Here is a 21,845-nt window from a genome sequence, read left to right on the forward strand (position 1 = left end):
AGAATGAACCGACGCACCCTGCTGGGCGCCGCGCCCGCGCTGATCGCCGCGCCCGCCCTCGGGGGCCTCGCCGCCCGCCCGGCCGGCGCCCAGCCCGCCGGCGCCCAGCCCGCCAGCACCCAGCCGGCGTGGCGCCCCGAGCGCGGCGTGACCATGATCTGCCCCTTCGCCGCCGGCGGCGCCACCGACGTGATGGGCCGCCTCGCCGCCGGGCCGATGGGGCAGCGCCTGGGCCAGCCGGTGGTGGTGGAGAACGTCACCGGCGCCTCCGGCTCCATCGGCGCCGGGCGGGCGGCCCGCGCCAACGCCGATGGCCACACCATCCTGGTGGGCCATGTCGGCATCTTCGCCTTCAACCAGCACCTGTTCAACCGCCTGCCCTACGACCCGCTTTCCGACTTCGCCTACATCGGCGAGATCGGCACCAACCCGATGGTGCTGCTTGTGTCGCGCCAGTCGGGCATCCGCAGCATCGCGCAGCTGCGTGAGCGCGCGCGCAGCGGGCGGCTGACCATCGGCTCCTCCGGCCTGGGCACCACGCTGCACATGGGCGGCGCCATGCTGGTGCAGACCCTGGGCGGGCAGGGCGACCTGATCCCCTATCGCGGCGGCGCGCCCGCCATCAACGACCTGCTGGCCGGCATCCTGGACGTGGTGGTGGACCAGGCCATCACCGCCATCCCGGCCATCCAGGGCGGCGCGCTGCCGCTGGCGGTCACCGGCCCGCAGCGCCTGCCGCAGATCGCCGAGGTGCCGACGGCGCAGGAGGCCGGGCTGCCCGGGCTGACGCTGCAGGTGTGGAACATCCTCGCCGCGCCGCGCGCCACGCCCGCGCGCACTGTGCAGGCGCTGGCCGAGGCGCTGGACTTCGCGCTGGAGGACGCCACGCTGAAGGAGCGCTTCGCCACCTATTCCGCCATCGCCCCGCAGGGCGCGCAGCGCGGGCCGGCGGCGGCCGACGCGCTGGTGCGCCGCGAAAGCCAGGCCTGGGGCGAGTTCATCCGCTCCGCGCGGATCGAGCGCGAATGACGCCCAAGGGAGCGGGAAGCCGCCCATTGCAAGGGCTGCTGGTCGTCAGCATGGAGCAGGCGGTGGCCGCACCCACCTGCTCGGCCAAGCTGGCCGATGCGGGGGCGCGCGTCATCAAGGTGGAGCGCAAGGGCGAGGGCGACTTCGCCCGCCGCTACGACGCCGCCTGCAACGGGCAGTCCTCCTATTTCGTCTGGCTGAACCGCGGCAAGGAAAGCCTTGGCCTGGACCTGAAGGACGAGGGCGACCGCGCGCTGCTGCGGCGCCTGATCGCGAAGGCCGACGTCTTCATCCAGAACTTCGCCCCCGGCGCCATGGCGCGCGCCGGCTTCGCCTCCGCCGACCTCCGCGCCGCCAACCCGCGCCTGATCACCGTGGACATCTCCGGCTACGGCGAGGAGGGCGAGTACGCGGCGATGAAGGCCTATGACCTGCTGGTGCAGGCGGAATCCGGCCTGGCCAGCGTCACCGGCCGCGCCGAGGGGCCGGGGCGCGTCGGCTTCTCCGTCTGCGACATCGCCTGCGGCACCATGGCCCACGCCGCGGTGCTGGAGGCGCTCCTCGAGCGCGGCATCACCGGCCAGGGCAAGGGCATCTCCTGCTCGCTGTTCGACGGCATGGCGGACTGGATGAACGTGCCGCTGCTGTATTTCGAGGGCACCGGCAAGGCGCCGGCCCGCATCGGCCTCGCGCATCCCTCCATCTGCCCCTACGGCGCCTTCGAGACGCGGGACGGCGCATCGGTCCTCATCTCCATCCAGAACGAGCGCGAGTGGCAGCGCCTCTGCGCCACCTTCCTGGAGGAGCCGGAGCTGCCGCAGCGCGAGGGCTTCCGCTCCAACGTCGAGCGCGTGGCGAACCGCGCGGTGGTGGATGCCCATGTCGGCCAGGGCTTCGCGCGGCTGGGCCGGGCGGAATGCGCGGCGAAGCTGAACGCGGCGGACATCGCGTACGGCTTCGTCAACGGGGTGGATGGCCTGTCCGCCCACCCGGCGCTGCGGCGGGTGACGGTGCAGACCGAGGCCGGTCCGGTCGCCATCGCCGCGCCTGCGGCGCGCTTCAGCGATGGCGACCGCGCCCTGGGGCCGGTGCCGGCGCTGGACCAGCACGGCGCCGCCATCCGGGCGGAGTTCGCGGGCGGCTAGCTACCAGCGGCGCCCGCCGCGCCAGCCGCCGCCGCGATAGCCCCAGCCGGGGCGCGCATAGCCCCAGCCCGGCCGGCCCCACCCGGGCCGGCCCCAGCCGCCCCAGGGCGCGGGCCGGTAGGCCCAGGCATAGGGCCGCCACACCGGGCTGGGGCCCCAGCTCGGCCCCCACCAGCCGTGGTAGCGCGGCCAGGGCCGGTAGCCCCACCACCAGCCGGTGCCGATGCCGATGGAAACGGTGGGCGCCGCCGCCCAGGGCCCCAGCGCCGTGCCGCCCCAGGCCCAGTTCGACGTCGGCACCGTCGCCCAGCCCGGCGTGGCCGCCCAGGCGCGGTCCTCCGCCTCCCAGGGCGGGCCGTGGTCCCATTCATGGGCGGTCGGCGGCAGGGCCGCCTCCTGCGCCATGCCGCCCGGCGAGCCGGGCGAGGGCGGCGGGACATAGGCCCCGGGCGGCGCGCCGTCCACGGCGCAGCCGGCCAGGAGGAGAAGGAGGGCCAGGCGCTTCATCGCCTGACCTTAACGCCTTTCCGCCCCTCCCGGCGCGGTTTATCGAGGGGGCCGCGATGAACATCCTTTCCATCCAGTCCCACGTCGCCTACGGCCATGTCGGCAACGCCTCCGCCGTGTTCCCGCTCCAGCGCCTGGGGGCGGAGGTCTGGGCGGTGAACACCGTGCAGTTCTCCAACCACACCGGCTACGGCGCCTGGCGCGGCCAGGTGTTCGGGGCGGAGCTGGTGCGCGACTGCGTGCAGGGCATCGCCGAGCGCGGCGTGCTGCCGGGCTGCGACGCCGTGCTGTCCGGCTACATGGGCGACGCCGCGATCGGCGAGGCCATCCTGGACGCCGCGCGGCAGGTGAAGGCGGCCAACCCGCGCGCCCTGTGGTGCTGCGACCCGGTGATCGGCGATGTGGGCCGCGGCGTCTTCGTGCGCCCCGGCATCGGCGAGTTCCTGCGCGACCGCGCCCTGCCGGAAGCCGACATCGCCACCCCCAACCGGTTCGAGCTGGAATGGCTGACCGGCATGGCGGTGACGGACAGGGAATCCGCCAAGGCGGCCATCGCGGCGCTGCAGGCGCGCGGCCCGCGCTGCGTGCTGCTGACCAGCCTGGAGGCCGGGCCGGGGCGCATCGGCATGATGGCGGCGGAGGGCGGGCGGTTCTGGCACCTGGAGACGCCGCTGCTGCCGCTGAGCGTCAACGGCGCCGGCGACGCGGTGGCGGCGCTGTTCCTGTTCCACCGCCTGCGCAGCGGCGCCCCGGCCGAGGCGCTGGCCGCCGCCGCCGCCGCCGTGTTCGGCGTGCTGAGCCGCACCGCCGAGGCCGGCTCGCGCGAGTTGCTGACGGTGGCGGCGCAGGAGGAATGGGTGTCCCCCGCGCGCCGGTTCGACGCGCGGGAGGTGTAGCGCCTCAGGCGTGCGCCGGGCGGCGGCGGGCGGCGACCAGCCCCAGCAGGCCCATGCCCAGCAGCGCCAGCGAGGCCGGCACCGGCACGCCTGTCGGCACGAAGGGCGCGAAGGCGACGTTGTCGAACTCGAAGGCGAACTGGCTGGAGCGGAACACCACGCGGTCGAAGGCGCTGGCGGCGTTGCTGGCCGAGAGGTTGACGTAGGCCGTGCCGTCGGCTGCCTGGCTGCCGTTGGGGATCACCGCGTTCACGTCGTTGCCGGTGACGGTCGCGAGCAGGGTGGCGCCGCTGTAGAACAGGATGCTGTTGTAGGCGTCCACCGAGCCCCACAGCACGCCCAGGTAGGATTGCGGCGCGCTGAAGCTGAAGGTGATGGCCGAGGCGGCGACGGAGCCGGTGGAGCCGCTGGTCAGGTAGGGCGTGGCGTTCACGCCATCCGGCTGGTCGGGCGAGCCGAAGCCGTTCCCGTTGGCGCCGGACAGCACCGGCGCGGCGTACTGGCCCCCCACGTTGCCGGAGGCGACCTGCGCGCCCGGCGTGATGGTCAGGGTGTAGCCGCTGCGCGCGAACACGCCCGAGCTGCCTGGGGCGAGGTTGTCGAAGTTGTCGCGGGTGACGCCCACGGCGGTGGGGGCGCCGCCGATGGCGCTGTTGACGATGACGGCCGCGTCAGCCGCGACGGCGCCGCCGATGGCGAGGACAGTGCCCAGGAGGGCGGCACGGAAGGTGCTCATGATGGCTCCATCTCAAAATGCGGTATAATCCCGCCAGGAGCTATGCAGCTTCCGTGCCATTCGACCCAAAGTTTGAATAAGAACGAAAAATTGAGACGAATCCGCATGTATTCGCGAGAGGTGTCAAATTCGCTGACATCCCGCGTCAGCCCAGCAGCCCCACCCCGAGCAGGGCGAGGCCGGCGATGAACAGCGTGCTGGCCACCCCCAGCAGCAGCGGCCGCGCCCCGCGCGCCCGCAGCGCCTTCAGGTCGGTCGAGATGCCCAGCGCCGCCACCGAGGCCGCCAGCATCAGCGGCACCAGCGCCCGCGAGGCCTCGACCGCCACCGCCGGCACCAGCCCGGTGGAGCCCAGCACCACCAGCGCCAGGAAGCCGAAGGCGAACCACGGCACCGGCGCCTTCACCCGCGCCTGGCCGGCGGCACGGTCCTGCCGCGCCACCCACCAGCCCAGCGCCACCACCGCCGGCGCCAGCAGGAACACCCGCGCCAGCTTCATCACCGTGCCCGACTGCGCGGCCTCCGCCCCGCCGGCCGCCGCGGCGCCGACCGCCTGCACCACCTCGTGGATGGCCGCCCCGGCCCATAGCCCGTAGGCCCGGCCGGACATCCCCAGCAGGTCGCCCAGCAGGGGGAACAGGATCAGCGCCGCCGTGCCGCACAGGGTGATGACGGCCAGGGCGTAGGTCACGTCCTCGTCGCGGCCGCGCGCCACCTGGTTGGCGGCGACGATGGCCGAGGCGCCGCAGATGGCGGTGCCGGTGCCGATGAGCTGCGCCAGCGCCGGCTCCACCCCCAGCCGGCGGCCCAGCCAGATGGTGAAGGGCAGGGTCGCCGCCACCACCGCCACCGCCAGCGCCAGCGCGCCCGGCCCCAGCGCCGCCAGCTGCCCCAGCGTGACCTGCAGCCCCAGCAGCACGATGGCCGCGCGCAGCAGCGGCCGCACCGCGAAGGCGATGCCCGGCTTGATGGAGGCCGGCCGCCCCACCGCCGCGCCGATGCCGATGCCCGCCGCCAGCGCCAGCACCACCGGGTTCAGCGCGGCCACGCCGGTGGCGTCGCGCAGGGCGATGCACCCCCAGGCGACCAGCAGGCAGAGCAGGAGGCCCGGCGCGACGGCGCGCGCGCGGGCAAGGAACGGGCTGGGCGCGGCGGAGGCGCCGGCGGGTGCGGCCATGGGAGCTTTCGGGCGTTTCGTCCCCCGGACCCTCCCGCCGGGCCGCCGCGCCGTCAAGCCGCGGCGGGCACCTGCGCGAAGGCCTCGGCCAGCAGGGTGACGGAGCGCCGGCGCGCCGCCGCGTCGTGGCAGGGGGTCAGCACCGCCACCTCCGCCACGCCCAGCCGGGCGGCCAGGTCGGCGATGCCCTCGCGCACCTGCGCGGCGGTGCCGATCAGCGCCGACTCCCTCATGCGGTCCACCCGGGCGCGCTCGGCTTCCGTCCAGGGGTGGGCCTCGGCCTCGGCGGCGGTGGGCAGCGGCGGGTAGTGGCCGCGGTCGCGGTGCAGGCGCCACAGGGCGCGCGGCAGGAACAGGCGCTCCGCCTCCTCCCGCGTGTCGGCGGCCAGGGCGTAGACGGCCACCGCCCCGTGCGGCTTCCCCGCGCCCCGCCACGTCTCGCGGTAGATCGCCAGCGCCTCGGCCGCGCCGTGGCCGTCGGTGATGAAGTGGGCGAAGCAGTAGGGCAGGCCGAAGAAGGCCGCCACCTGCGCGCCGTAGTCGCTGGAGCCCAGGATCCAGCATTCCGGGCGCGTCTCCACCTGGGGCGAGGCGCGGATGGCGCGGAACGGGTGGCCCTCGGGCAGGCCGTCGCCCAGCCAGCCCAGCAGGTCGCGCACCTGGGCGGGGAAGTGGTCGGCGGCGGAGGCGGCGTTGGGGTTCAGCGCGTGGGCGGTGCGCCCGTCGCTGCCCGGGGCGCGGCCCAGGCCCAGGTCGATGCGGCCGGGGGCGATGGCCTCCAGCGCGCGGAACTGCTCGGCCACCTTCAGCGCGGCGTAGTGCGGCAGCATCACCCCCGCGCTGCCCACCCGGATGCGCCGGGTGGTGGCGGCGATGGCGGCGATCAGGATCTCGGGCGCCGAGCCCGCGTGGCTCTCGCTGTTGTGGTGCTCGGCCAGCCAGTAGCGGCGGTAGCCCAGCCCGTCGGCCAGCCGGGCCAGGGCCAGGGTCTCCTGGATGGCGTCGGCCGCGGTGCGGCCCGAGACGATTGTGGACTGGTCGAGGATGGACAGGGCAGGGAGCATGACGATGGCAAGCTAGGCATCCGCGCCCGGCTGCGCCAGCCTGCGCCGATGGATGACGAGGCGATGATGCGCCGCGCCCTGGCCCTGGCGGCCGGCAGCGCGGGCGGGCCGTTCGGCGCCGTGGTGGCGCGCGGCGGCGAGGTGCTGGGCGAGGGCGCCAACCACGTGGTGCCCGGCCGCGACCCCACCGCCCACGCCGAGGTGGTGGCCATCCGCGCCGCCTGCGCCCGGCTGGGCACCCACGACCTGTCGGGGGCCACGCTCTACACCTCCTGCGAGCCCTGCCCGATGTGCCTGGGTGCGGCCTGGTGGGCGCGCATCGGCGCCATCGCCTACGGCAACGGCCATGCGGAGGCCGCGGCGATCGGCTTCGACGACAGCGCCGTCTACGAGGAGATGCGCCGCCCGCTGGAGGCGCGGCGGATCCCCATGCGCCGCCTGCTGGCGGCGGAGGCGTGGGAAGGCTTCCGGGCCTGGAAGGCGCGGGCGGACCACGTGATGTACTGAGGGCGGATGGTGCTGTTGGAGAGGATTGAACTCTCGACCTCTCCCTTACCAAGGGAGTGCTCTACCACTGAGCTACAACAGCAGCGCGGCGCCGTCCTACCCATGAACGCCCCGCGCCGCAAGGGGGTGGGCCGGGTTGCCCTCGCGCCGGGGCGCGTGTAATCCCGCGGCCTCACCCGCAACACACCCAGTCACGAAGGCGGCCGCCCATGGCGAAGATGCAGGCCAACCAGATGCGTGCCGGCATGGTCATCGAGTTCGAGGGCCAGCGCTACACCATCCTGAAGCAGAACATCATGATCCCCGGCAAGGGGAACGCGATCATCCAGGTGGACATGCGCAACATCAAGACCGGCGCCAAGAAGGACCAGCGCTGGCGCACGGCCGACACCGTGGAGCGCCTGACCACCGAGGACAAGGAGTTCACCTACTCCTACGCCGAGGGCGAGATGCTGGTCCTGATGGACCCCGAGACCTACGAGCAGACCCAGGTGCCCAACGCCATCCTCGGCGACCGCCTGGCCTTCCTGCAGGAGAACATGACGGTCAACGTCCGCCTCATCGAGGGCGAGCCCGTCTCCATGGACCTGCCAGAGACGGTGGTGCTGGAGATCACCGAGGCCGACCCGGTGGTGAAGGGGCAGACCGCCTCCTCCTCCTACAAGCCGGCGCTGCTGGCCAACGGCGTCAAGACCATGGTGCCGCCCTTCATCACCGCCGGCGAGAGGATCGTCGTCCGCACCGAGGACGCCTCCTACGTCGAGCGCGCGAAGGGCTGAGCGCGTGTCCGGCGCCTCGCCCCGCCTGTCCCCCGCGCTCAACGTGGTGGTCGCCGCCGTCCGCAAGGCCGGCCGCCGCCTGCTGCGCGACTTCGGGGAGGTGGAGCAGCTCCAGGTCCAGTCCAAGGCGCCGGGCGACTTCGTGAGCGAGGCCGACCTGCGCGCGGAGAAGACCCTGCGCGAGGACCTCGGCCGCGCCCGCCCCGGCTTCGCCTTCCTGCTGGAGGAGGCGGGCGAGCAGGGCGACAAGGACTGGGAGTGGCGCTGGGTGGTGGACCCGCTGGACGGCACCACCAACTTCCTGCACGGCATCCCCCACTGGTGCATCAGCGTGGGCGTGGAGAAGCGCCTGTCCGCGGAGCGCACCGAGATGGTGGCCGGCGTGGTCTACAACCCCGTCGCCGACGAGCTGTTTTGGGCCGAGAAGGGCATGGGCGCCTTCCTGAACGACCGGCGCATCCGCGTCTCCGGCCGGCGGGACCTGCACCAAGCGCTGTTCGCCACCGGCATCCCCTTCGCCGCCACCGGCCACAAGGGCGAGTTCGTGCAGACCCTGGCGCGGCTGATGCCCGCCGTCTCCGGCATCCGCCGCTTCGGCTCCGCCGCGCTCGACCTCGCCTGGACCGCCGCCGGCCGCTACGACGGCTACTGGGAGCTGGGGGTGAACAAGTGGGACATCGGCGCCGGCGTGGTGCTGGTGAAGGAGGCCGGCGGCTACGTCACCGACCCGCAGGGCGGCGACACCCACCTGGCCACGGGCAACCTCGTCGCGGCCAACACCCAGCTGCACGGCCGCCTGCGCGAGGCGGTGCAGGCCGGCATCGAGGCCGTGGCCGCCCGCGCCCCCGCCAGGGGCTGAGATGCGCCGGCGCGCGCTGCCCCTGCTGCTGCTGGCCGCCCCCGCGGCCGCCCAGCCCTGGAACGAGCCGGCTCTGCCCATGGCGCCGGGCCTTGCCCCCATCGCCCCCGCCGGCTGGCGCCTGCTGTTCGCCCCCGGCCGCGCCGAGCCCGACGCCGCCCAGGCCGCGGCGCTGCGCCGCATCGGCACCCGGCTGCAGGAACGCACCGCCGGCCGCGTCACCCTGTTCGCCGAGGCCGCCGATTCGGGGGACCTGTCGGACACCCGCCGCCTGTCCCTGGCCCGCGCCCGCGCCGTCTCCGCGGCGCTGGTGGAGGGCGGTCTGGCCGAGCGCCGGGTGGACATCCACCCCGCCGGCGCCGGCGGCGACCTGGTGGACATCCTCCCCCCCGGCGTGACGCGGGCGGTCCCGTCCCGCTAGTGTGGCCGCGATGACGCGGCCTCTCCCCTATCTCTGGCGCATGCTGGGCTTCCTCGCGCTGGTCGGCCTCGTCGCCGTCCTTCTGCACGCCGAGCTGCTGGCCGCCTTCTCCGCCAACCCGGTGCTGAACGGCGTCATCCTCGCCGTGGCGCTGGGCGGCGTGGCGTGGAACATCCGCCAGGTGCTGCTGCTGCGCGCCGAGGTGGACTGGCTGGAGGGCTTCGTCTCCCCGCGCGACGGCGCCCGCGCCCGGCCGACGCCGCGGCTGCTGGCGCCGATGTCCGCCATGCTGGCCGCCCGGCGGTCCGACCGCTTCTCCCTCTCGGCCGGCGCCATGCGCTCCGTGCTCGACGGCGTGTCCTCCCGCCTGGACGAGACGCGGGAGCTGTCGCGCTACATGACGGGGCTGCTGATCTTCCTGGGGCTGCTGGGCACCTTCTGGGGCCTGCTGCTGACCATCGGCGCGGTGGCGGAGGTGATCGGCGGCATGAACCTGGGCACGGGGGACGTGAACGCCCTGTTCAACCAGCTCAAGGCCGGGCTCGCGCAGCCGCTGCGCGGCATGGGGGTGGCGTTCTCCTCCTCCATGCTGGGCCTCGCCGCCGCGCTGGTGCTGGGCTTCCTCGACCTCACGGCGGGCCAGGCGCAGAACCGCTTCTACACCGAGCTGGAGGACTGGCTGGCCGGGCAGACCCGCCTGTCCTCCGGCGTGCTGGGCGACGGCGCGGGCGAGGGCGGCGGCACGGTGCCCGCCTACCTCCAGGCCCTGCTGGAGCAGACGGCGGAGAACCTGGAATCCTTGCAGCAGGTGATGGCGCGCGGCGAGGAGGCGCGCGGCGCCAACGCCGCCGCCCTGGCCCAGCTGGCCGAGCGCATGGCGGTGCTGACCGACCAGATGCGCGCCTCCCAGGGGCTGATGCAGCGGGTGGCGGAGGCCCAGGCCGCCCTGGCCCCCGCCCTGGGCAAGCTGGGCGAGGGCGCGCTGGACGAGGCCAGCCGCGCCCACCTGCGCAACACCGAGATCTACCTGGCGCGCCTGCTGCAGGACATGAACGAGGGGCGCGACCGCGCCACCGCCGAGCTGCGCTCGGAGATCAAGCTGCTGACGCGCACCATCACCGCCCTGGCCGGCCCGCCCGATGGCCCGGCCTAGGCGCGGCGGGGCCATCGAGCCCTGGCCGGGCTACGTGGACGCGCTGTCCACGCTGCTGATGGTCACCATCTTCGTGCTGCTGGTGTTCGCGCTGGCGCAGGGCTTCCTGTCCTCCGCCCTGTCCACCCGCGACGCGGCGCTGGAGCGCCTGAACCGCCAGGCGGCCGAACTGGCCGAGATGCTGGCGCTGGAGCGCGGCGGCGCGGCGGAGCTGCGCGCCCTGCTGGCCCGCACGCAGGAAGAGCTGCGCGGCGCCGGCGAGGCGCGCGACGCCCTGTCCGTCCAGCTGCGCGCCGCCGGGCTGGAGCGCGACCGCAGCGGCAGCGAGGCCGCCGCCCTGCGCGCCGAGCGCGACCGCCTGGCCCAGCGCCTGAGCGACCTGGACGCCGCCCGCGCCGGCGCCACCCAGCGCCTGACCGGCGCCGAGGCGCGGCTGGCCGACGCGCTGGCCCGCGCCGAGGCCGCCCAGGCCGACGCCGCCCGCAGCCTGGAGCGCCTGGGCGCCGAATCCCGCGCCCGCGCCGCCACCGAGGCCGCCCTGGGCACCGAGCGCGACGCCCGCGCCGCCACCGACCGCGCCCTGGCCAGCGAGCGCGGCGCCCGCGCCGCCGCCGAGACGCGCCTGGCCACCGCCGAGGGCGCGGTGGCCGAGCGCGACCGCCGGCTGCGCGAATCGGAAGGCGCTCTGGCCACCGCCCGCGCCGACCTCGCCGCGCTGCGCCGGCAGGCGCAGGAGGCGGCGGCGCAGCTGGAGCAGGCCCGGCGCGACATCGCCGCCCTGCGCGAGGCCCAGGCGGCGCTGGACCGCACCGTGCGCGCCGACCGCGCCACCATCGAGGCCCGCCTGTCCGACATCGCCCGGCTGGAAGAGGAGGTCGCCCGCCTCGCCGCCCTGCGCGACCGCCTGCAAGCCAGCCTGGAGACGGAGCGCCGCGGCGCGGCGGCGGAGAACGCGCGCCTCTCGGAGGCCGCCCGCGCCCAGGTGGCGCTGCTGACGCGGCAGCTGGAGGAGCTGCGCGGCCAGCTCAACCGCCTCGCCAACGCGCTGGACGCCGCCGAGGCGCGCGACCGCGAGAGCGACGCCCAGGTGGTGAACCTGCGCGCCCAGCTCAACGCCGCCCTGGCGCAGCGGGTGGAGGAGCTGCAGCGCTACCGCTCGGAGTTCTTCGGCCGCCTGCGCGAGGCGCTGGGCGACCGGCCGGAGCTGCGCGTGGTCGGCGACCGCTTCGTGTTCCAGAGCGAGCTGCTGTTCCCCCCCGCCTCGGCCGAGCTGTCGCCGGGCGGGGCGGCGCAGATCCGCCAGTTGTCGCGCGTGCTGCTGGACATCGCCGCGCGCATTCCCGCCGACGTGCCCTGGGTGCTGCGGGTGGACGGCCACGCCGACCGCAACCCCATCCGCGGCGGCCGCTTCGCCTCCAACTGGGAGCTGTCGGCGGCGCGGGCCATTGCGGTGGCCAACCTGCTGATCGAGGCCGGGCTGCCGGCCAACCGCGTCGCCGCCGCCGCCTTCGGCGAGCACCAGCCGCTGGACAACGGCGACACCGCCGAAGCCTTCGCCCGCAACCGGCGCATCGAGCTGCGCCTGACCGACAGATAGGCCGCCATGCTGCGCATCCCGGACAATTCCCTGCTCCGCCACAAGCTGGCCCGGCTGCGCGACCGGCGCACCGACAGCGCCGCCTTCCGCCGCCTGCTGGCCGAGATCGGCGCCATCCTCACCGCCGAGGCGCTGGCCGACCTGCCCGAAGCCCCGGTGGCCTTCGAGACGCCGGTGCAGCCCATGCGCGCGCCGATGCTGGCCTCGCCCGAGCCCTGCCTGGTGGCGGTGCTGCGCGCCGGGCTGGGGCTGCTGGAAGGCGCCCGCGCCATCCTGCCCGAAGCCCCGGTCGGCCACCTGGGGCTGGTGCGCGACGAGCACACGCTGGTGGCCAGCGAATACGTGGTGCGCCTGCCGCGCGACCTGGCGGAGCGCGGGGCGCTGGTGCTGGACCCCATGCTGGCCACCGGCGGCAGCGCCGCCCAGGCGGTGGCGCGGGTCAAGGCGGCGGGCGCGACCGGGGTCCGCTTCGCCTGCGTGGTGGCCGCGCCGGAGGGCGTGGCGCGGCTGCGCGGCGAGCACCCGGACGTGCCGGTCATCGCCGCCGCCCTGGACGAGCGCCTGGACGCCCGCGGCTACATCGTGCCCGGCCTGGGCGACGCCGGGGACCGCTGCTTCGGCACGGAGTGACATTCAGTCAGGGTCATGCTGCGCTGCATGCAACCCGTGCCCGGTCTGTTCGTTCTGCATATGTCGGGAACCAGCCGCCGCCGCCCTGCATGACGCTTTCCCCCGGGAAGCCCAGCAACGCGCGCACCGGGGGCGGGTTCCCATCAACCCGAACGAGGACCCGCAACATGGATGGCTCCGTCCGCGCCGGCACCGATGCCCTGCCCATCTACTGCTTCTCGCATCTCCGGTGGGGCGGCGTGTTCCAGCGGCCGCAGCACCTCATGTCCCGCTTCGCCCGCGCCCGCGACGTCTTCTTCATCGAGGAGCCGGTGCATGGCGAGGAAGCCCGCCTGCACATGCACGCGTGCCCGCGCACCGGCGTGACGGTCTGCACCCCGCACCTGCCGCATGGCGCGGGCGAGGCGGCGCTGACCGCCATGCTGGACGCCCTGCTGGCCGACAAGGGCCCGGGCATAGCCTGGTACTACACCCCGGCCACGCGCTCCTGGTCGGCCCACGTGCAGTGGAAGGCCCTGGCCTATGACATCATGGACGAGCTGTCCGCCTTCCGCTTCGCCCGCACCGACCTGCCGGAGCTGGAGCGCCGCCTGATCGCGGAGGCGGACGTGGTGTTCACCGGCGGACGCTCCCTGTTCGAGGCCAAGAAGCACCTGCACGGCAACATCCACTGCTTCCCCTCGGGCGTGGACCGCGCGCATTTCGCCCAGGCCCTGGCCGGCCTGCCCGACCCGGCGGACCAGCACCCCATCGCCCGCCCGCGCCTGGGCTATTTCGGCGTCATCGACGAGCGCCTGGACCTCGACCTGCTGCGCGCCATCGCCGAGGCGAAGCCCGACTGGCAGGTGGTCATGGTCGGCCCGGTGGTGAAGGTGAGCGAGGAGGAGCTGCCCAAGGCCGCCAACATCCACTGGCTCGGCGGGCGCGACTACAAGGAGCTGCCGGGCTTCCTGGCCAACTGGGACGTGGCGCTGATGCCCTTCGCCCTGAACGAGGCGACGCGCTTCATCTCCCCCACCAAGGCGCCCGAGTACCTGGCCGGCGGCAAGCCGGTGGTCTCCACCCCCGTCGCCGACGTGGTGTCGCGCTACGAGGGGCTGGAGGCGGTGCAGGTGGCGGGCTCGGCCGAGGCCTTCGTCGCCGCCTGCGAGCGCGCCCTGCGCTGGGAGAAGCTGCCCGACCAGGCCAAGGTGGACGCGATGCTGGAGGCGATGAGCTGGGACGGCATCCACGCCGCCATGGCCGCGCTGGTGCACCGCGCCGCCGCGCGCAAGGGCACGGCGGCGCCGGCGCTGCGCGTGGTGCCCTCCAAGGCGGCGGACTACCTGGTGGTGGGCGCGGGCTTCGCCGGCTCCGTCATGGCCGAGCGCATCGCCTCGGCCGGGCACAGGGTGCTGGTGGTGGACCGCCGCCAGCACATCGCCGGCAACGCCTATGACCACCACGACGCCGCGGGGGTGCTGATCCACCGCTTCGGCCCGCACATCTTCCACACCAACAGCGACGAGGTGCTGGCCTACCTCTCGCGCTTCACCCAGTGGCGCCCCTACGAGCACCGCGTGCTGGCGGAGGTGGAGGGGCAGATGCTGCCCATGCCCATCAACCGCACCACGCTGGAGAAGCTGTTCAACGTGACCCTGGCCGACGAGGCCGCGGCGCAGCAATTCCTCGACGGCCTGGCCGAGCCGGCCGGCGAGATCCGCACCGCCAAGGACTTCGTCATCAGCGCGGTGGGCAAGCGCCTCTACGAGCTGTTCTTCGAGGGCTACACCCGCAAGCAGTGGGGCCTGGACCCGTCGGAGCTGGACAAGTCCGTCACCGCCCGCGTGCCCACCCGCACCAGCCTGGACGACCGCTACTTCACCGACAAGCACCAGTGCATGCCGCTGCACGGCTTCACGCGCATGTTCGAGAACATGCTCGACCACCGCAACATCACCGCGATGGTCGGCGTGGACTTCAACGAGGTGCCGCGCGGCGAGTTCGGCCACGTCATCTACACCGGGCCGGTGGACGCCTATTTCGGCCACCGCTACGGCGCGCTGCCCTACCGCTCGCTGCGCTTCGAGCATGAGACGGTGGACCAGGAGTGGGTGCAGCCGGTGGCGACGGTGAACCAGCCCTCGGCCGCGGTGCCCTTCACCCGCACCACCGAGTTCAAGCACCTGACCGGCCAGCAGCACCGCAAGTCCAGCCTGTGCCGGGAGTTCCCGACGGCGGAGGGCGAGCCCTACTACCCCATCCCCAACCCGGCCAACGCGGCCCTGTTCAAGAAGTACGAGGCGCTGGCGGATGCCGAGAAGGGCGTGACCTTCCTGGGCCGCCTGGGCACCTACCGCTACATGAACATGGACCAGGTGGTGGGGCAGGCGCTGGCCACGGCCCGGCGGCTGCTGCCCGCGCAGCAGGGCGGCGGCTCGGCCCGCACCGCCATCCAGGTGGCCGCGCCCGAGAAGGCGTGATGCCGTTCCGCTCCTTCGCGCTGGGGGGCTTCGAGGGGTCCACGCACCGCCGGCGCGACCGGCGGCGCGTGGACACCATCGCCAGCTCCGCGCACGACCTGCACGCGGCGCGCGACTACGCGCTGATGCGGGAGCTGGGCATCGGCGCGACGCGCGAGGCGCTGCGCTGGCACCTCATCGAGCCGGCGGAGGGGCGCTACGACTGGTCCTCCGTGCTGCCCATCCTGCGCGCCGCGCGGGCGCATGGGGTGGAGGTGGTGTGGGACGTCTGCCACTGGGGCGTGCCGGAGGGGCTGGACGTCATGTCCACCGCCTTCCCGGCGCGTGCCGCCCGGCTGGCCCGCGCCTTCGCCCGCCTGCTGCGGGAGGAGGGGGCGCCGGCCGCCGGCTGGGTGCCGATGAACGAGATGTCGTTCTGGGCCTGGGCGGGCGGCGACATGGGCCATTTCGAGCCCTGGCTGGAAGGGCAGGGCGACGCGCTGAAGCGCCAGCTGTTCCACGGCCACCTGGCGGTGGTGGAGGCGCTGCGCGCCGCCGGCGAGCGCGCGCCGGTGATCGTGGCCGAGCCGCTGATCAACGTGGTGCCCGAGCCCGGCGACCCGGAGGCGGCGCGCCTCGCCGCCGGCCACAACGAGGGCTCCTTCGCCATCGTGGACTGGCTGCTGGCCGCCGACCGTTCCAGCGTGGACGTGGTGGGGTTCAACCACTACCCGCACAACCAGTGGGTCTGGGACGGGCCGCAGATCTGGTGGGATGACGGCCGGTTCCGCCGCCTGGCCAGCCTGCTGGCTGATGCCCACCGCCGCTTCCGCAAGCCGCTGATGCTGGCCGAGACCGGCGCGGAGGAACCGCGCGGCGACGCCTGGATGGGCTACGTCGCCGAGGAGGTGGCCCGCGCGCTGGACGCCGGCGTGCCGGTGGAGGGCGTGTGCATCTACCCCATCATGGACTACGCCGGCTGGGACAACGACCGCCACGTGCCCTGCGGCCCCCTGCGGCGCGACGCCGTGCAGCATCGCCACCTCCGCCCCGGGCAGGCGGCGGCGGTGCGCGCCCTCAACGCCATTCCCGCGCGGCGCCGCGACGCCCGCGCGGCCTGACCCGACAGAGGAGGACACCCCCATGCCGATGACGATGGACAAGCTGTTCCTGGACACGCTGAAGGACGTCTACTACGCCGAGCGCCAGGTGCTGAAGGCGCTGACCAAGCAGGCCCGCGCCGCCCAGCACCCCGAGCTGAAGCAGGCCTTCACCCTGCACAAGGAGCAGACCCAGGGCCAGGTGGAGCGCCTGCAGCAGGTGTTCGAGGCGCTGGGCAAGCGCGCCCAGGGCGTCACCTGCGAGGCGATGAACGGCATCCTGGAGGAAGCGAGCGAGCTGATCGAGGAGGAGCCGGAGCCCGGCCCGGTGCGCGACGCCGGCCTGCTGGCCGCGGCGCAATGCGTCGAGCACTACGAGATCGCGCGCTACGGCACGCTGATCGCCTGGGCCCAGGCCGCCGGCAAGGCGGAGATCGTCGAGCTGCTGGACCAGAACCTCGCGGAGGAGAAGCAGACCGACGAGCTGCTCACCCGCCTGGCCGAAAGCATCCTGAACCCCGAAGCCGCCAAGCGCGGCTGAGGCACGTTCCGCCTTGGCGGAGACGCCAAGGCAGCCACTGGCTCCGTGACCCCGGTTCCGTGCAGCGGAGCCGGGGTCCGGAACGCCACCCGCGGCGACGCGCCCCTAGAACTCCTGCACCACCCCTTCCGCAAGGTCCGCCAAAGTCTGGCGGTCGCGGATGCGAAGCTTCTGGTGGGCCGGCTCCTCCACCCACTTGGCCTTCTTGAAGGCGGTGAAGGTGCGGCTCACCGTTTCCAGCGTCAGCCCCAGGAAGTCGCCGATGTCGGAGCGCGTCATCGGCATCGGCAGCGGGTCGGGCAGGGCGCCGCGGCGGCGCCAGGCTTCCTCCAGCCCCAGCAGGAAGGACGCCACCCGCGCCTCGGCCGAGCGGCGGCCCACCGTCACCAGGTGCTCCTGCGTGGCCGCCAGCTCCGCCAGGCACATGTCCAGCAGGCGGCGCTCCATCACCGGGTAGCGGCGCAGCAGCGTGTCCAGCCGCCGGCGCTCGATCTTGCAGAAGGCGCCGGAGGTCAGCAGCTCGGCGTCGTAGGGATAGGTGGCGGCGGCGCCGTAGCCGACGATGTCGCCGGGGAAGCGGAAGCCCACCACCTGCTGCTTGCCGTCCGCCAGCAGCCGCGACAGCTTCACCACCCCGGACGAGATGGAGAAGGCGCGGCTGGCCTGGTCGCCCTCGCGGAACAGCACCGAGCGCGCGGGCTGCGCGAAACGCTCGCTGTCGGCGGAGATGTCGTCCAGCGCGGCCGCATCCAGCGGCTGGCAGAGGCCGGTGAGGCGGCTGCCGCAGTTCACGCAGGGGTCGGTCCGCGTGGCTTCGCGCAACGCGGGCCGCGTGGCGTCCAGTGGGTTCACCGCTTTGCTCCTCGTCGAGCCCGGAACGTAATGCTGCACATGGCCGGGTTTCAAGCTTGGCGGCGGGTCGCCCCTGCCCTGCGCCACGGGCAGGGCAGGGGCGGGAAGGCTCAGTCTCCGGTCAGGGTGAAGGCGCCGGGATTGACCGTCAAGGTGCCCGGGCCGGCCACCGCGGCGGGGCTGCCCAGCGCCGACCAGGTCAGCGCGTTGCCGCCGGCGGCGGCATCGAACAGCCCCACATGGGTGAAGGTGCCGGCGGCGGCGGTGAAGGTGAAACGCACCGCCTCCGCGTTGGCCTGGACGCCGGTGCCGGTGAACACGACGCGCTGGCGGGCGTAGCCGTTGCCCACCGGCTCGCCGGACAGGCCGGTGGCGTCGTTGCCGCCGGTGCCCAGCGCCAGGAAGGCGCCGGTCGGCAGGGCGGGGCTGCGGCCGGCGACGGCGCGGGCCAGCAGGTTCTTGGCGTGGTCGGTCAGGCTGGACATGCGTGCGTTCTCCTTCAGATGTCGGCGGCGTGGGCGAACAGCGGCGCGGCGCCGTCAGGGCCGGGCTCGCCGCGGATGGCGCGGTAGACCTCCTCGATGGCGAGGTCCCCCGCGGTGACGGGCGCCTGCGGCCCGAAGCGGAAGGCCAGGCGGTGCATCGGCGCCTTGCCGGCGCGGCGCGCCGCCTCGTCGCGGAAGCCGTGCAGCACGGCGTCCAGCACGCCCGCGTTGCGGTCCAGCTGCAGGTGGGTGATGCGCCAGTACGCGGCGCTCACCCCCGTGTTGTCGAGCTCGATGGGAAGCATGAAGGCCATGGGGCGGGGTCTCCTCGTGGGGGGAAGGGGTTCAGGCGGCGACTTCGACGGACAGCACCCGGCACACCCAGCGGATGGTCTTGTTCGCCTCGCCGGTCGCGCTCACCGCCAGGCCGCCATTGGCGGTGTCGGCGGCCAGGGTGAGCAGCCAGGCGGCCGCGCCGGCGTCGCGCAGGCCGGCGGCGAAGCCCGTGCCCGGCGTCACCGCCGCCAGCGCCGCGCCGGCGAAGGCGGTGCCGCCGACGAAGGCGGTGGTGGCGGCGCTGCCGCCGCGGCGCAGCAGCACGTTCACCTCCCAGGAGGCGCTGTCGCCCACCGTGCCGGCGGTGCCGGCGGTCTGCTGCGCCACCACCATCAGCTTCAGGCGGCTGGTGCCGTTGTTGGGCAGGTTCAGCGTGTTCGCCGCCCCGGGCGCCGCGTTGTCGGCGGTCAGCCGCGCCGCCGCGCCATCGGTGGTGACGCGCGCCAGCAGGAACTCGCCCAGCTGCGCGTCGCCCGCGGCGCCGAAGGACGCGCCGCCGCCGAAGGCGATGCGCCCGACATGCCCGCGGGTGGAGGCCGCCGCCCCGCCGGGGATGGCGCTCCATTGCCCGGAGGCGACGTTGGACGACCCGCCGCCGATGGCCGAGGACACGCCGGAGGCGGCGTTGTTGAACCCGCCCGCCACCGTGGCCTGCAGGGCGGTGGCCGCGTTGTCGTTGCCCCCGCCCACCGTGGAGCGCGAGGCGGTGGCCGAGCAGTTGTCGCCCCCCGCCACCGTGCTGTCGGCGCCCGAGGCGGTGTTGTTGCGCCCGCCGCCCAGCGTGGCATTGGCGCCGGAGGCGACGCGACCGGCGCTGGAGCGCGTCTGCTGCCAGTCCACCGCGTTGGCGCCGCGCGCGTTGCCGCCCGCCGCGGTGGCATCCGGCGCGGCGGCCGTCAGCGCGCCATTGCCCTTGGGCGACAGCACCAGGCCGACATGCGCGTCCGCCCCGGCGGCCTGGATGCCCACCCGGCCCGGCGCCCCGGTGGCGCCGCCGGCCAGCTGCACGAAGTTCACCGCCGACGGCACGTGGGCCACCACCGCCTGGGTGCCGGCGCCGCTGCGCAGCAGCACGCCGCCGCTGCCCTTGCCTTCCAGCACCAGCTCCAGGTTGGCGTCGGCGCCCGCCGCCTGCAGGGCCGGCGCCGCGCCCGCCGCGCCGCCCTGGGCGCGCAGGCGGTTGGCCGCGCCGGCGGGCGTCGCCACCTCGAAGCCGTGCGCGCCGGCCGGGCCGCCCAGCGTGGCGCTGCCCGGCGCCAGCCGCAGCGCCTCCGCCCCCGCCACCGAGGCGGCCAGGGCATTGGCCGCGGGCAGCGAGAGGCCGGCATCCGCCGCCCCCACCGCCAGCGCCGGCCGCGCCGGGCTGCCCGCGGGCGTCACCAGCCCGAAGGAGGCGTTGGTGCCCGGGTTCACCGCCGGGCCGTTGTTGGTGACGCCCTCCAGCAGCGGGGCGGAGGGCAGCAGCACCCGGTTGGGCGTGCCGGAGGCCACGTGCGCCACGTGCACGGCGGCGGCGCCGTTGTTGCGCTGGTTGAAGTTCACGACGCGCAGCGCGCCGATGTCCAGCCGGTTGCCGGCGCCCTCGACGCGGATGGCGTGGTCCTCCACGTCGTCCACCCGAAGCTGGCCCAGCTGCACCCGCGCGTTGGAGGCGCCCAGCAGGATGCCGACCGAGCCCGGCAGGTGCGCGCCGCCGCCGTTCCACAGCTCGCACTGCACCGTCATGGCGTCCACCTGGCCGTCGGTGTTCGCCGCCTCGATCCAGATGCCGTGGCGCACGAAGTCGGCATAGGCCTGGCCGATGGAGAACTTCTGCGTGTAGCCGGCGGCGGAGGCGCCGAAGCGGAACATCGCCCGCGCGCCCAGGGTGAAGGCCTGGTCCACGAACACGCCGTCCACCCGGCGGAACACCAGGCTGTCGTGGTTGGCCTGCTGCCAGCGCAGCACGTTGTCGTTGGCCGACCAGAAGGGCCACAGGTGCAGGCTGGCGATGCGCACCACGTCGTAGATCTCGTCGTACTCGACGCCGGTGGTGAAGCACTGCCCGCGCAGGCGCCGGATGTCGGTGCGCCCCGAGTTGCGCACCAGGATGCCCTTGTTCACCGGCGAGAGCATCACGTTGTCGAAGTCCACCCCGCCCAGGCAGTCCAGCACCCGGAAGAACCACTCGTAGGGGGTGGGCGCCCAGCTGCCGGTCATGCTGGCGGTGTGCGCCTCGCGCACCGCGAGGTCGCGCACGGCCGAGCCGCGCGCGGCGATGCCGGTGAAGGTGAGGGGAAACAGGCCCGGCGTGGTGCAGGTCAGCCAGGTGCCCTCGCCGGGGTTGCCGCCCTCGCTGAAGCCCTGGCCCTGCAGGCGCACCGCGCCGCCGGTCACCACCACCGGCGTGCCGATGCGGTAGGTGCGCGCGCCGAGGTGCACGACGCCGCCCGCCGCGCCCAGCGCGTTGATGGCGGCCTGCAGCGCCGGCCCGTCATCGGCGGTGCCGTTGCCGGCGGCGCCGAAGTCGCGCACGTGCACGCCGCGCTCGGCCAGCACGTGGGCGCGGATCTGCGCCAGGCTGGCGCGCCGCGTCACCGGGGTGCCGAGGCCCTGGGTGAGCGGCGCGACGTCGCCGTCCGCCAGGCTGGCGGCGGCGGGGAGTTCGCTGATCTTGAGGTCGGGCATGGGCTCCGTTCCGGACAGGGGTGGGAAGGGGGAAGGGGCCGCGTCAGCCCTGGGACAGCACCGAGCCGTCCTCCTGCGCCAGGCGCAGCCCGTCCTCCGTGAGGAGCAGCCGCAGGTCGGGCAGGATGTTGAAGGCGGGGCTGGTGGCCGCCACCGCCGGGTCCAGCGGGTCCTCCACCCGCACGCGGTAGCCGGTGCCGACCGGCGGCGTGGGCAGGGTGGTGGTGACGTAGCCCTGGGAGACGCCCAGCGTCTGCGCCGGGGGCACCACCTGGCCGCGCGCGTCGCGCAGCGTCACCGTCACCTGCTGCACCGGGCCGTGCACCTGCGCCTGCACGGGGATGGCGGTGCCGACGACGATGCCGGCCAGCAGCGGCGCCAGCACCACGGTGCGCACCACCGCCTGCGCCGCCTGGGTGATGGAGAAGGCCTGCGCCACGGCGCGCGACAGCGCCACCGGCGCCACCGCGCCGTCCAGCGTCACGCCCGGGCCGGTGAGGGCGTTGGAGCGCACCGGCAGCATGGCCATGGCGTCGGCGGCTACCAGCAGCATCAGGTCGCCCGCGCGCAGCCGCGCCGCGGCCGGGTTGAAGTAGCCGGGCGCCGCGACATCCGCCCGCAGGTCGTCCGAGCGGTAGAGCCACATGGTGAAGCCGCCGTTCTGCACGAGCGGGACCAGCGCGTTGGTGGCGAAGGGCATGGGCGTGCGTCTCCTGCCGCCGGCGCGCGCGCGCGGGCGGTGTCCTGAAGGGATGGGCCGAAGCGGGAAGGGGGGGTGGCCAGGGGGCGGGGCGTCGGGCGCACCTCGCCCCTTGGCCCGGCCGGAATGCAGGAACAAAACAAAAACGTCAAGCAAAAAGCGAAGCCGGTTGCCCGCCGGGCGAAGCTGCGCGATGAACGGCACAACCGCCGGAGACCGCCCG

Annotated in this window: 22 protein-coding genes and 1 tRNA gene; 13 read left to right on the forward strand and 10 right to left on the reverse strand. The window is 74.6% G+C overall.

The window, feature by feature from the left end; translation table 11 throughout:
• The first annotated feature begins 3 nt into the window (after positions 1-3).
• Together ACI6QG_RS02905 and ACI6QG_RS02910 are read left to right on the forward strand one after the other, a co-directional pair.
• Entirely contained in the window at positions 4-1,029 is a 1,026-nt protein-coding gene (locus ACI6QG_RS02905; RefSeq protein ID WP_407023061.1) for a Bug family tripartite tricarboxylate transporter substrate binding protein, read from the forward strand.
• Entirely contained in the window at positions 1,026-2,174 is a 1,149-nt protein-coding gene (locus ACI6QG_RS02910) for a CaiB/BaiF CoA transferase family protein (RefSeq protein ID WP_407023062.1), read from the forward strand. The genes ACI6QG_RS02905 and ACI6QG_RS02910 overlap by 4 nt, the downstream gene beginning before the upstream one ends.
• On the opposite strand, the gene ACI6QG_RS02915 is transcribed toward ACI6QG_RS02910, so the two are convergent.
• Positions 2,175-2,681, reverse strand: a complete 507-nt coding sequence (locus tag ACI6QG_RS02915) for a hypothetical protein (RefSeq protein ID WP_407023063.1) — start codon at positions 2,679-2,681, stop codon at positions 2,175-2,177.
• A 56-nt stretch (positions 2,682-2,737) separates the two neighbouring features.
• Between ACI6QG_RS02915 and pdxY the strand changes: the two genes are divergently transcribed.
• Complete coding sequence (gene pdxY, locus ACI6QG_RS02920; RefSeq protein WP_407023064.1) at positions 2,738-3,577, forward strand: pyridoxal kinase PdxY; 840 nt, start codon at positions 2,738-2,740, stop codon at positions 3,575-3,577.
• A gap of 4 nt (positions 3,578-3,581) precedes the next feature.
• Here the strand turns inward: pdxY and ACI6QG_RS02925 are convergent, their stop codons facing one another.
• The 3 genes from ACI6QG_RS02925 to ACI6QG_RS02935 all read right to left on the reverse strand — a co-directional run bounded on the left by ACI6QG_RS02925 (position 3,582) and on the right by ACI6QG_RS02935 (position 6,554).
• The gene (locus ACI6QG_RS02925) at positions 3,582-4,313 is read right to left on the reverse strand and encodes an Npun_F0296 family exosortase-dependent surface protein (protein WP_407023065.1); all 732 of its coding nucleotides are present in this window, start codon (positions 4,311-4,313) and stop codon (positions 3,582-3,584) included.
• 145 nt (positions 4,314-4,458) lie between these two features.
• Entirely contained in the window at positions 4,459-5,490 is a 1,032-nt protein-coding gene (locus ACI6QG_RS02930; protein WP_407023066.1) for a YeiH family protein, read from the reverse strand.
• Positions 5,491-5,543: 53 nt separating this feature from the next.
• A complete protein-coding gene (locus ACI6QG_RS02935; RefSeq protein ID WP_407023067.1) occupies positions 5,544-6,554 on the reverse strand; it encodes an LLM class flavin-dependent oxidoreductase in 1,011 nt (336 codons plus the stop codon).
• Between the two features lie 48 nt (positions 6,555-6,602).
• Between ACI6QG_RS02935 and ACI6QG_RS02940 the strand changes: the two genes are divergently transcribed.
• Positions 6,603-7,061, forward strand: a complete 459-nt coding sequence (locus ACI6QG_RS02940) for a nucleoside deaminase (RefSeq protein WP_407023068.1) — start codon at positions 6,603-6,605, stop codon at positions 7,059-7,061.
• Between the two features lie 7 nt (positions 7,062-7,068).
• Here ACI6QG_RS02940 and ACI6QG_RS02945 read toward each other — a convergent pair.
• Positions 7,069-7,143: transfer RNA gene (locus ACI6QG_RS02945), tRNA-Thr, on the reverse strand.
• A 127-nt stretch (positions 7,144-7,270) separates the two neighbouring features.
• Between ACI6QG_RS02945 and efp the strand changes: the two genes are divergently transcribed.
• The 9 genes from efp to ACI6QG_RS02990 all read left to right on the forward strand — a co-directional run bounded on the left by efp (position 7,271) and on the right by ACI6QG_RS02990 (position 16,582).
• The gene (gene efp / locus ACI6QG_RS02950; RefSeq protein WP_407023069.1) at positions 7,271-7,840 is read left to right on the forward strand and encodes an elongation factor P; all 570 of its coding nucleotides are present in this window, start codon (positions 7,271-7,273) and stop codon (positions 7,838-7,840) included.
• A gap of 4 nt (positions 7,841-7,844) precedes the next feature.
• Complete coding sequence (locus ACI6QG_RS02955; RefSeq protein ID WP_407023070.1) at positions 7,845-8,699, forward strand: inositol monophosphatase family protein; 855 nt, start codon at positions 7,845-7,847, stop codon at positions 8,697-8,699.
• Position 8,700: 1 nt separating this feature from the next.
• A complete protein-coding gene (locus ACI6QG_RS02960) occupies positions 8,701-9,120 on the forward strand; it encodes an OmpA family protein (RefSeq protein WP_407023071.1) in 420 nt (139 codons plus the stop codon).
• A gap of 10 nt (positions 9,121-9,130) precedes the next feature.
• Positions 9,131-10,273, forward strand: coding sequence for a flagellar motor protein MotA (locus tag ACI6QG_RS02965; RefSeq protein ID WP_407023072.1), 1,143 nt, complete (start codon positions 9,131-9,133; stop codon positions 10,271-10,273).
• The gene (locus tag ACI6QG_RS02970; protein ID WP_407023073.1) at positions 10,260-11,870 is read left to right on the forward strand and encodes a peptidoglycan -binding protein; all 1,611 of its coding nucleotides are present in this window, start codon (positions 10,260-10,262) and stop codon (positions 11,868-11,870) included. Before ACI6QG_RS02965 ends, ACI6QG_RS02970 begins: the two co-directional genes overlap by 14 nt.
• A 6-nt stretch (positions 11,871-11,876) precedes the next feature.
• Positions 11,877-12,500 carry a uracil phosphoribosyltransferase gene (gene upp, locus ACI6QG_RS02975; protein ID WP_407023074.1) on the forward strand — a complete coding sequence of 208 codons (624 nt, stop codon included), beginning with the start codon at positions 11,877-11,879 and terminating at the stop codon, positions 12,498-12,500.
• A gap of 167 nt (positions 12,501-12,667) precedes the next feature.
• On the forward strand, positions 12,668-14,962 hold the full coding sequence (gene glf, locus ACI6QG_RS02980; RefSeq protein WP_407023075.1) for a UDP-galactopyranose mutase: 2,295 nt from the start codon (positions 12,668-12,670) through the stop codon (positions 14,960-14,962).
• Positions 14,962-16,062: a beta-galactosidase gene (locus ACI6QG_RS02985; protein WP_407023076.1), complete on the forward strand. Its 1,101-nt coding sequence runs from the start codon at positions 14,962-14,964 to the stop codon at positions 16,060-16,062. The genes glf and ACI6QG_RS02985 overlap by 1 nt, the downstream gene beginning before the upstream one ends.
• Positions 16,063-16,084: 22 nt before the next feature.
• Complete coding sequence (locus ACI6QG_RS02990) at positions 16,085-16,582, forward strand: YciE/YciF ferroxidase family protein (protein ID WP_407023077.1); 498 nt, start codon at positions 16,085-16,087, stop codon at positions 16,580-16,582.
• A gap of 105 nt (positions 16,583-16,687) precedes the next feature.
• Here the strand turns inward: ACI6QG_RS02990 and ACI6QG_RS02995 are convergent, their stop codons facing one another.
• From ACI6QG_RS02995 to ACI6QG_RS03015, 5 genes are all read right to left on the reverse strand, one after another.
• Positions 16,688-17,434: a Crp/Fnr family transcriptional regulator gene (locus tag ACI6QG_RS02995; RefSeq protein ID WP_407023078.1), complete on the reverse strand. Its 747-nt coding sequence runs from the start codon at positions 17,432-17,434 to the stop codon at positions 16,688-16,690.
• A gap of 110 nt (positions 17,435-17,544) precedes the next feature.
• Positions 17,545-17,919, reverse strand: a complete 375-nt coding sequence (locus ACI6QG_RS03000) for a phage tail fiber protein (protein WP_407023079.1) — start codon at positions 17,917-17,919, stop codon at positions 17,545-17,547.
• Positions 17,920-17,933: 14 nt separating this feature from the next.
• Entirely contained in the window at positions 17,934-18,233 is a 300-nt protein-coding gene (locus ACI6QG_RS03005; protein WP_407023080.1) for a hypothetical protein, read from the reverse strand.
• 31 nt (positions 18,234-18,264) lie between these two features.
• A complete protein-coding gene (locus ACI6QG_RS03010) occupies positions 18,265-20,922 on the reverse strand; it encodes a hypothetical protein (protein ID WP_407023081.1) in 2,658 nt (885 codons plus the stop codon).
• Positions 20,923-20,965: 43 nt separating this feature from the next.
• Positions 20,966-21,622, reverse strand: a complete 657-nt coding sequence (locus ACI6QG_RS03015) for a hypothetical protein (RefSeq protein ID WP_407023082.1) — start codon at positions 21,620-21,622, stop codon at positions 20,966-20,968.
• Positions 21,623-21,845 lie beyond the last annotated feature (223 nt).

The sequence above is a fragment of the Sabulicella flocculans genome (assembly GCF_045449635.1).
Lineage (GTDB): Bacteria > Pseudomonadota > Alphaproteobacteria > Acetobacterales > Acetobacteraceae > Roseococcus.

Bases quoted from the DNA above. Each gene is read 5' to 3' on its own strand.
- ACI6QG_RS02905 (WP_407023061.1), top strand. From the start codon at position 4: ATGAACCGACGCACCCTGCTGGGCGCCGCGCCCGCGCTGATCGCCGCG.
- ACI6QG_RS02910 (WP_407023062.1), top strand. From the start codon at position 1,026: ATGACGCCCAAGGGAGCGGGAAGCCGCCCATTGCAAGGGCTGCTGGTC.
- ACI6QG_RS02915 (WP_407023063.1), bottom strand. From the start codon at position 2,681: ATGAAGCGCCTGGCCCTCCTTCTCCTCCTGGCCGGCTGCGCCGTGGAC.
- pdxY (WP_407023064.1), top strand. From the start codon at position 2,738: ATGAACATCCTTTCCATCCAGTCCCACGTCGCCTACGGCCATGTCGGC.
- ACI6QG_RS02925 (WP_407023065.1), bottom strand. From the start codon at position 4,313: ATGAGCACCTTCCGTGCCGCCCTCCTGGGCACTGTCCTCGCCATCGGC.
- ACI6QG_RS02930 (WP_407023066.1), bottom strand. From the start codon at position 5,490: ATGGCCGCACCCGCCGGCGCCTCCGCCGCGCCCAGCCCGTTCCTTGCC.
- ACI6QG_RS02935 (WP_407023067.1), bottom strand. From the start codon at position 6,554: ATGCTCCCTGCCCTGTCCATCCTCGACCAGTCCACAATCGTCTCGGGC.
- ACI6QG_RS02940 (WP_407023068.1), top strand. From the start codon at position 6,603: ATGGATGACGAGGCGATGATGCGCCGCGCCCTGGCCCTGGCGGCCGGC.
- efp (WP_407023069.1), top strand. From the start codon at position 7,271: ATGGCGAAGATGCAGGCCAACCAGATGCGTGCCGGCATGGTCATCGAG.
- ACI6QG_RS02960 (WP_407023071.1), top strand. From the start codon at position 8,701: ATGCGCCGGCGCGCGCTGCCCCTGCTGCTGCTGGCCGCCCCCGCGGCC.
- ACI6QG_RS02965 (WP_407023072.1), top strand. From the start codon at position 9,131: ATGACGCGGCCTCTCCCCTATCTCTGGCGCATGCTGGGCTTCCTCGCG.
- ACI6QG_RS02970 (WP_407023073.1), top strand. From the start codon at position 10,260: ATGGCCCGGCCTAGGCGCGGCGGGGCCATCGAGCCCTGGCCGGGCTAC.
- upp (WP_407023074.1), top strand. From the start codon at position 11,877: ATGCTGCGCATCCCGGACAATTCCCTGCTCCGCCACAAGCTGGCCCGG.
- glf (WP_407023075.1), top strand. From the start codon at position 12,668: ATGGATGGCTCCGTCCGCGCCGGCACCGATGCCCTGCCCATCTACTGC.
- ACI6QG_RS02985 (WP_407023076.1), top strand. From the start codon at position 14,962: ATGCCGTTCCGCTCCTTCGCGCTGGGGGGCTTCGAGGGGTCCACGCAC.
- ACI6QG_RS02990 (WP_407023077.1), top strand. From the start codon at position 16,085: ATGCCGATGACGATGGACAAGCTGTTCCTGGACACGCTGAAGGACGTC.
- ACI6QG_RS03000 (WP_407023079.1), bottom strand. From the start codon at position 17,919: ATGTCCAGCCTGACCGACCACGCCAAGAACCTGCTGGCCCGCGCCGTC.
- ACI6QG_RS03005 (WP_407023080.1), bottom strand. From the start codon at position 18,233: ATGGCCTTCATGCTTCCCATCGAGCTCGACAACACGGGGGTGAGCGCC.
- ACI6QG_RS03010 (WP_407023081.1), bottom strand. From the start codon at position 20,922: ATGCCCGACCTCAAGATCAGCGAACTCCCCGCCGCCGCCAGCCTGGCG.
- ACI6QG_RS03015 (WP_407023082.1), bottom strand. From the start codon at position 21,622: ATGCCCTTCGCCACCAACGCGCTGGTCCCGCTCGTGCAGAACGGCGGC.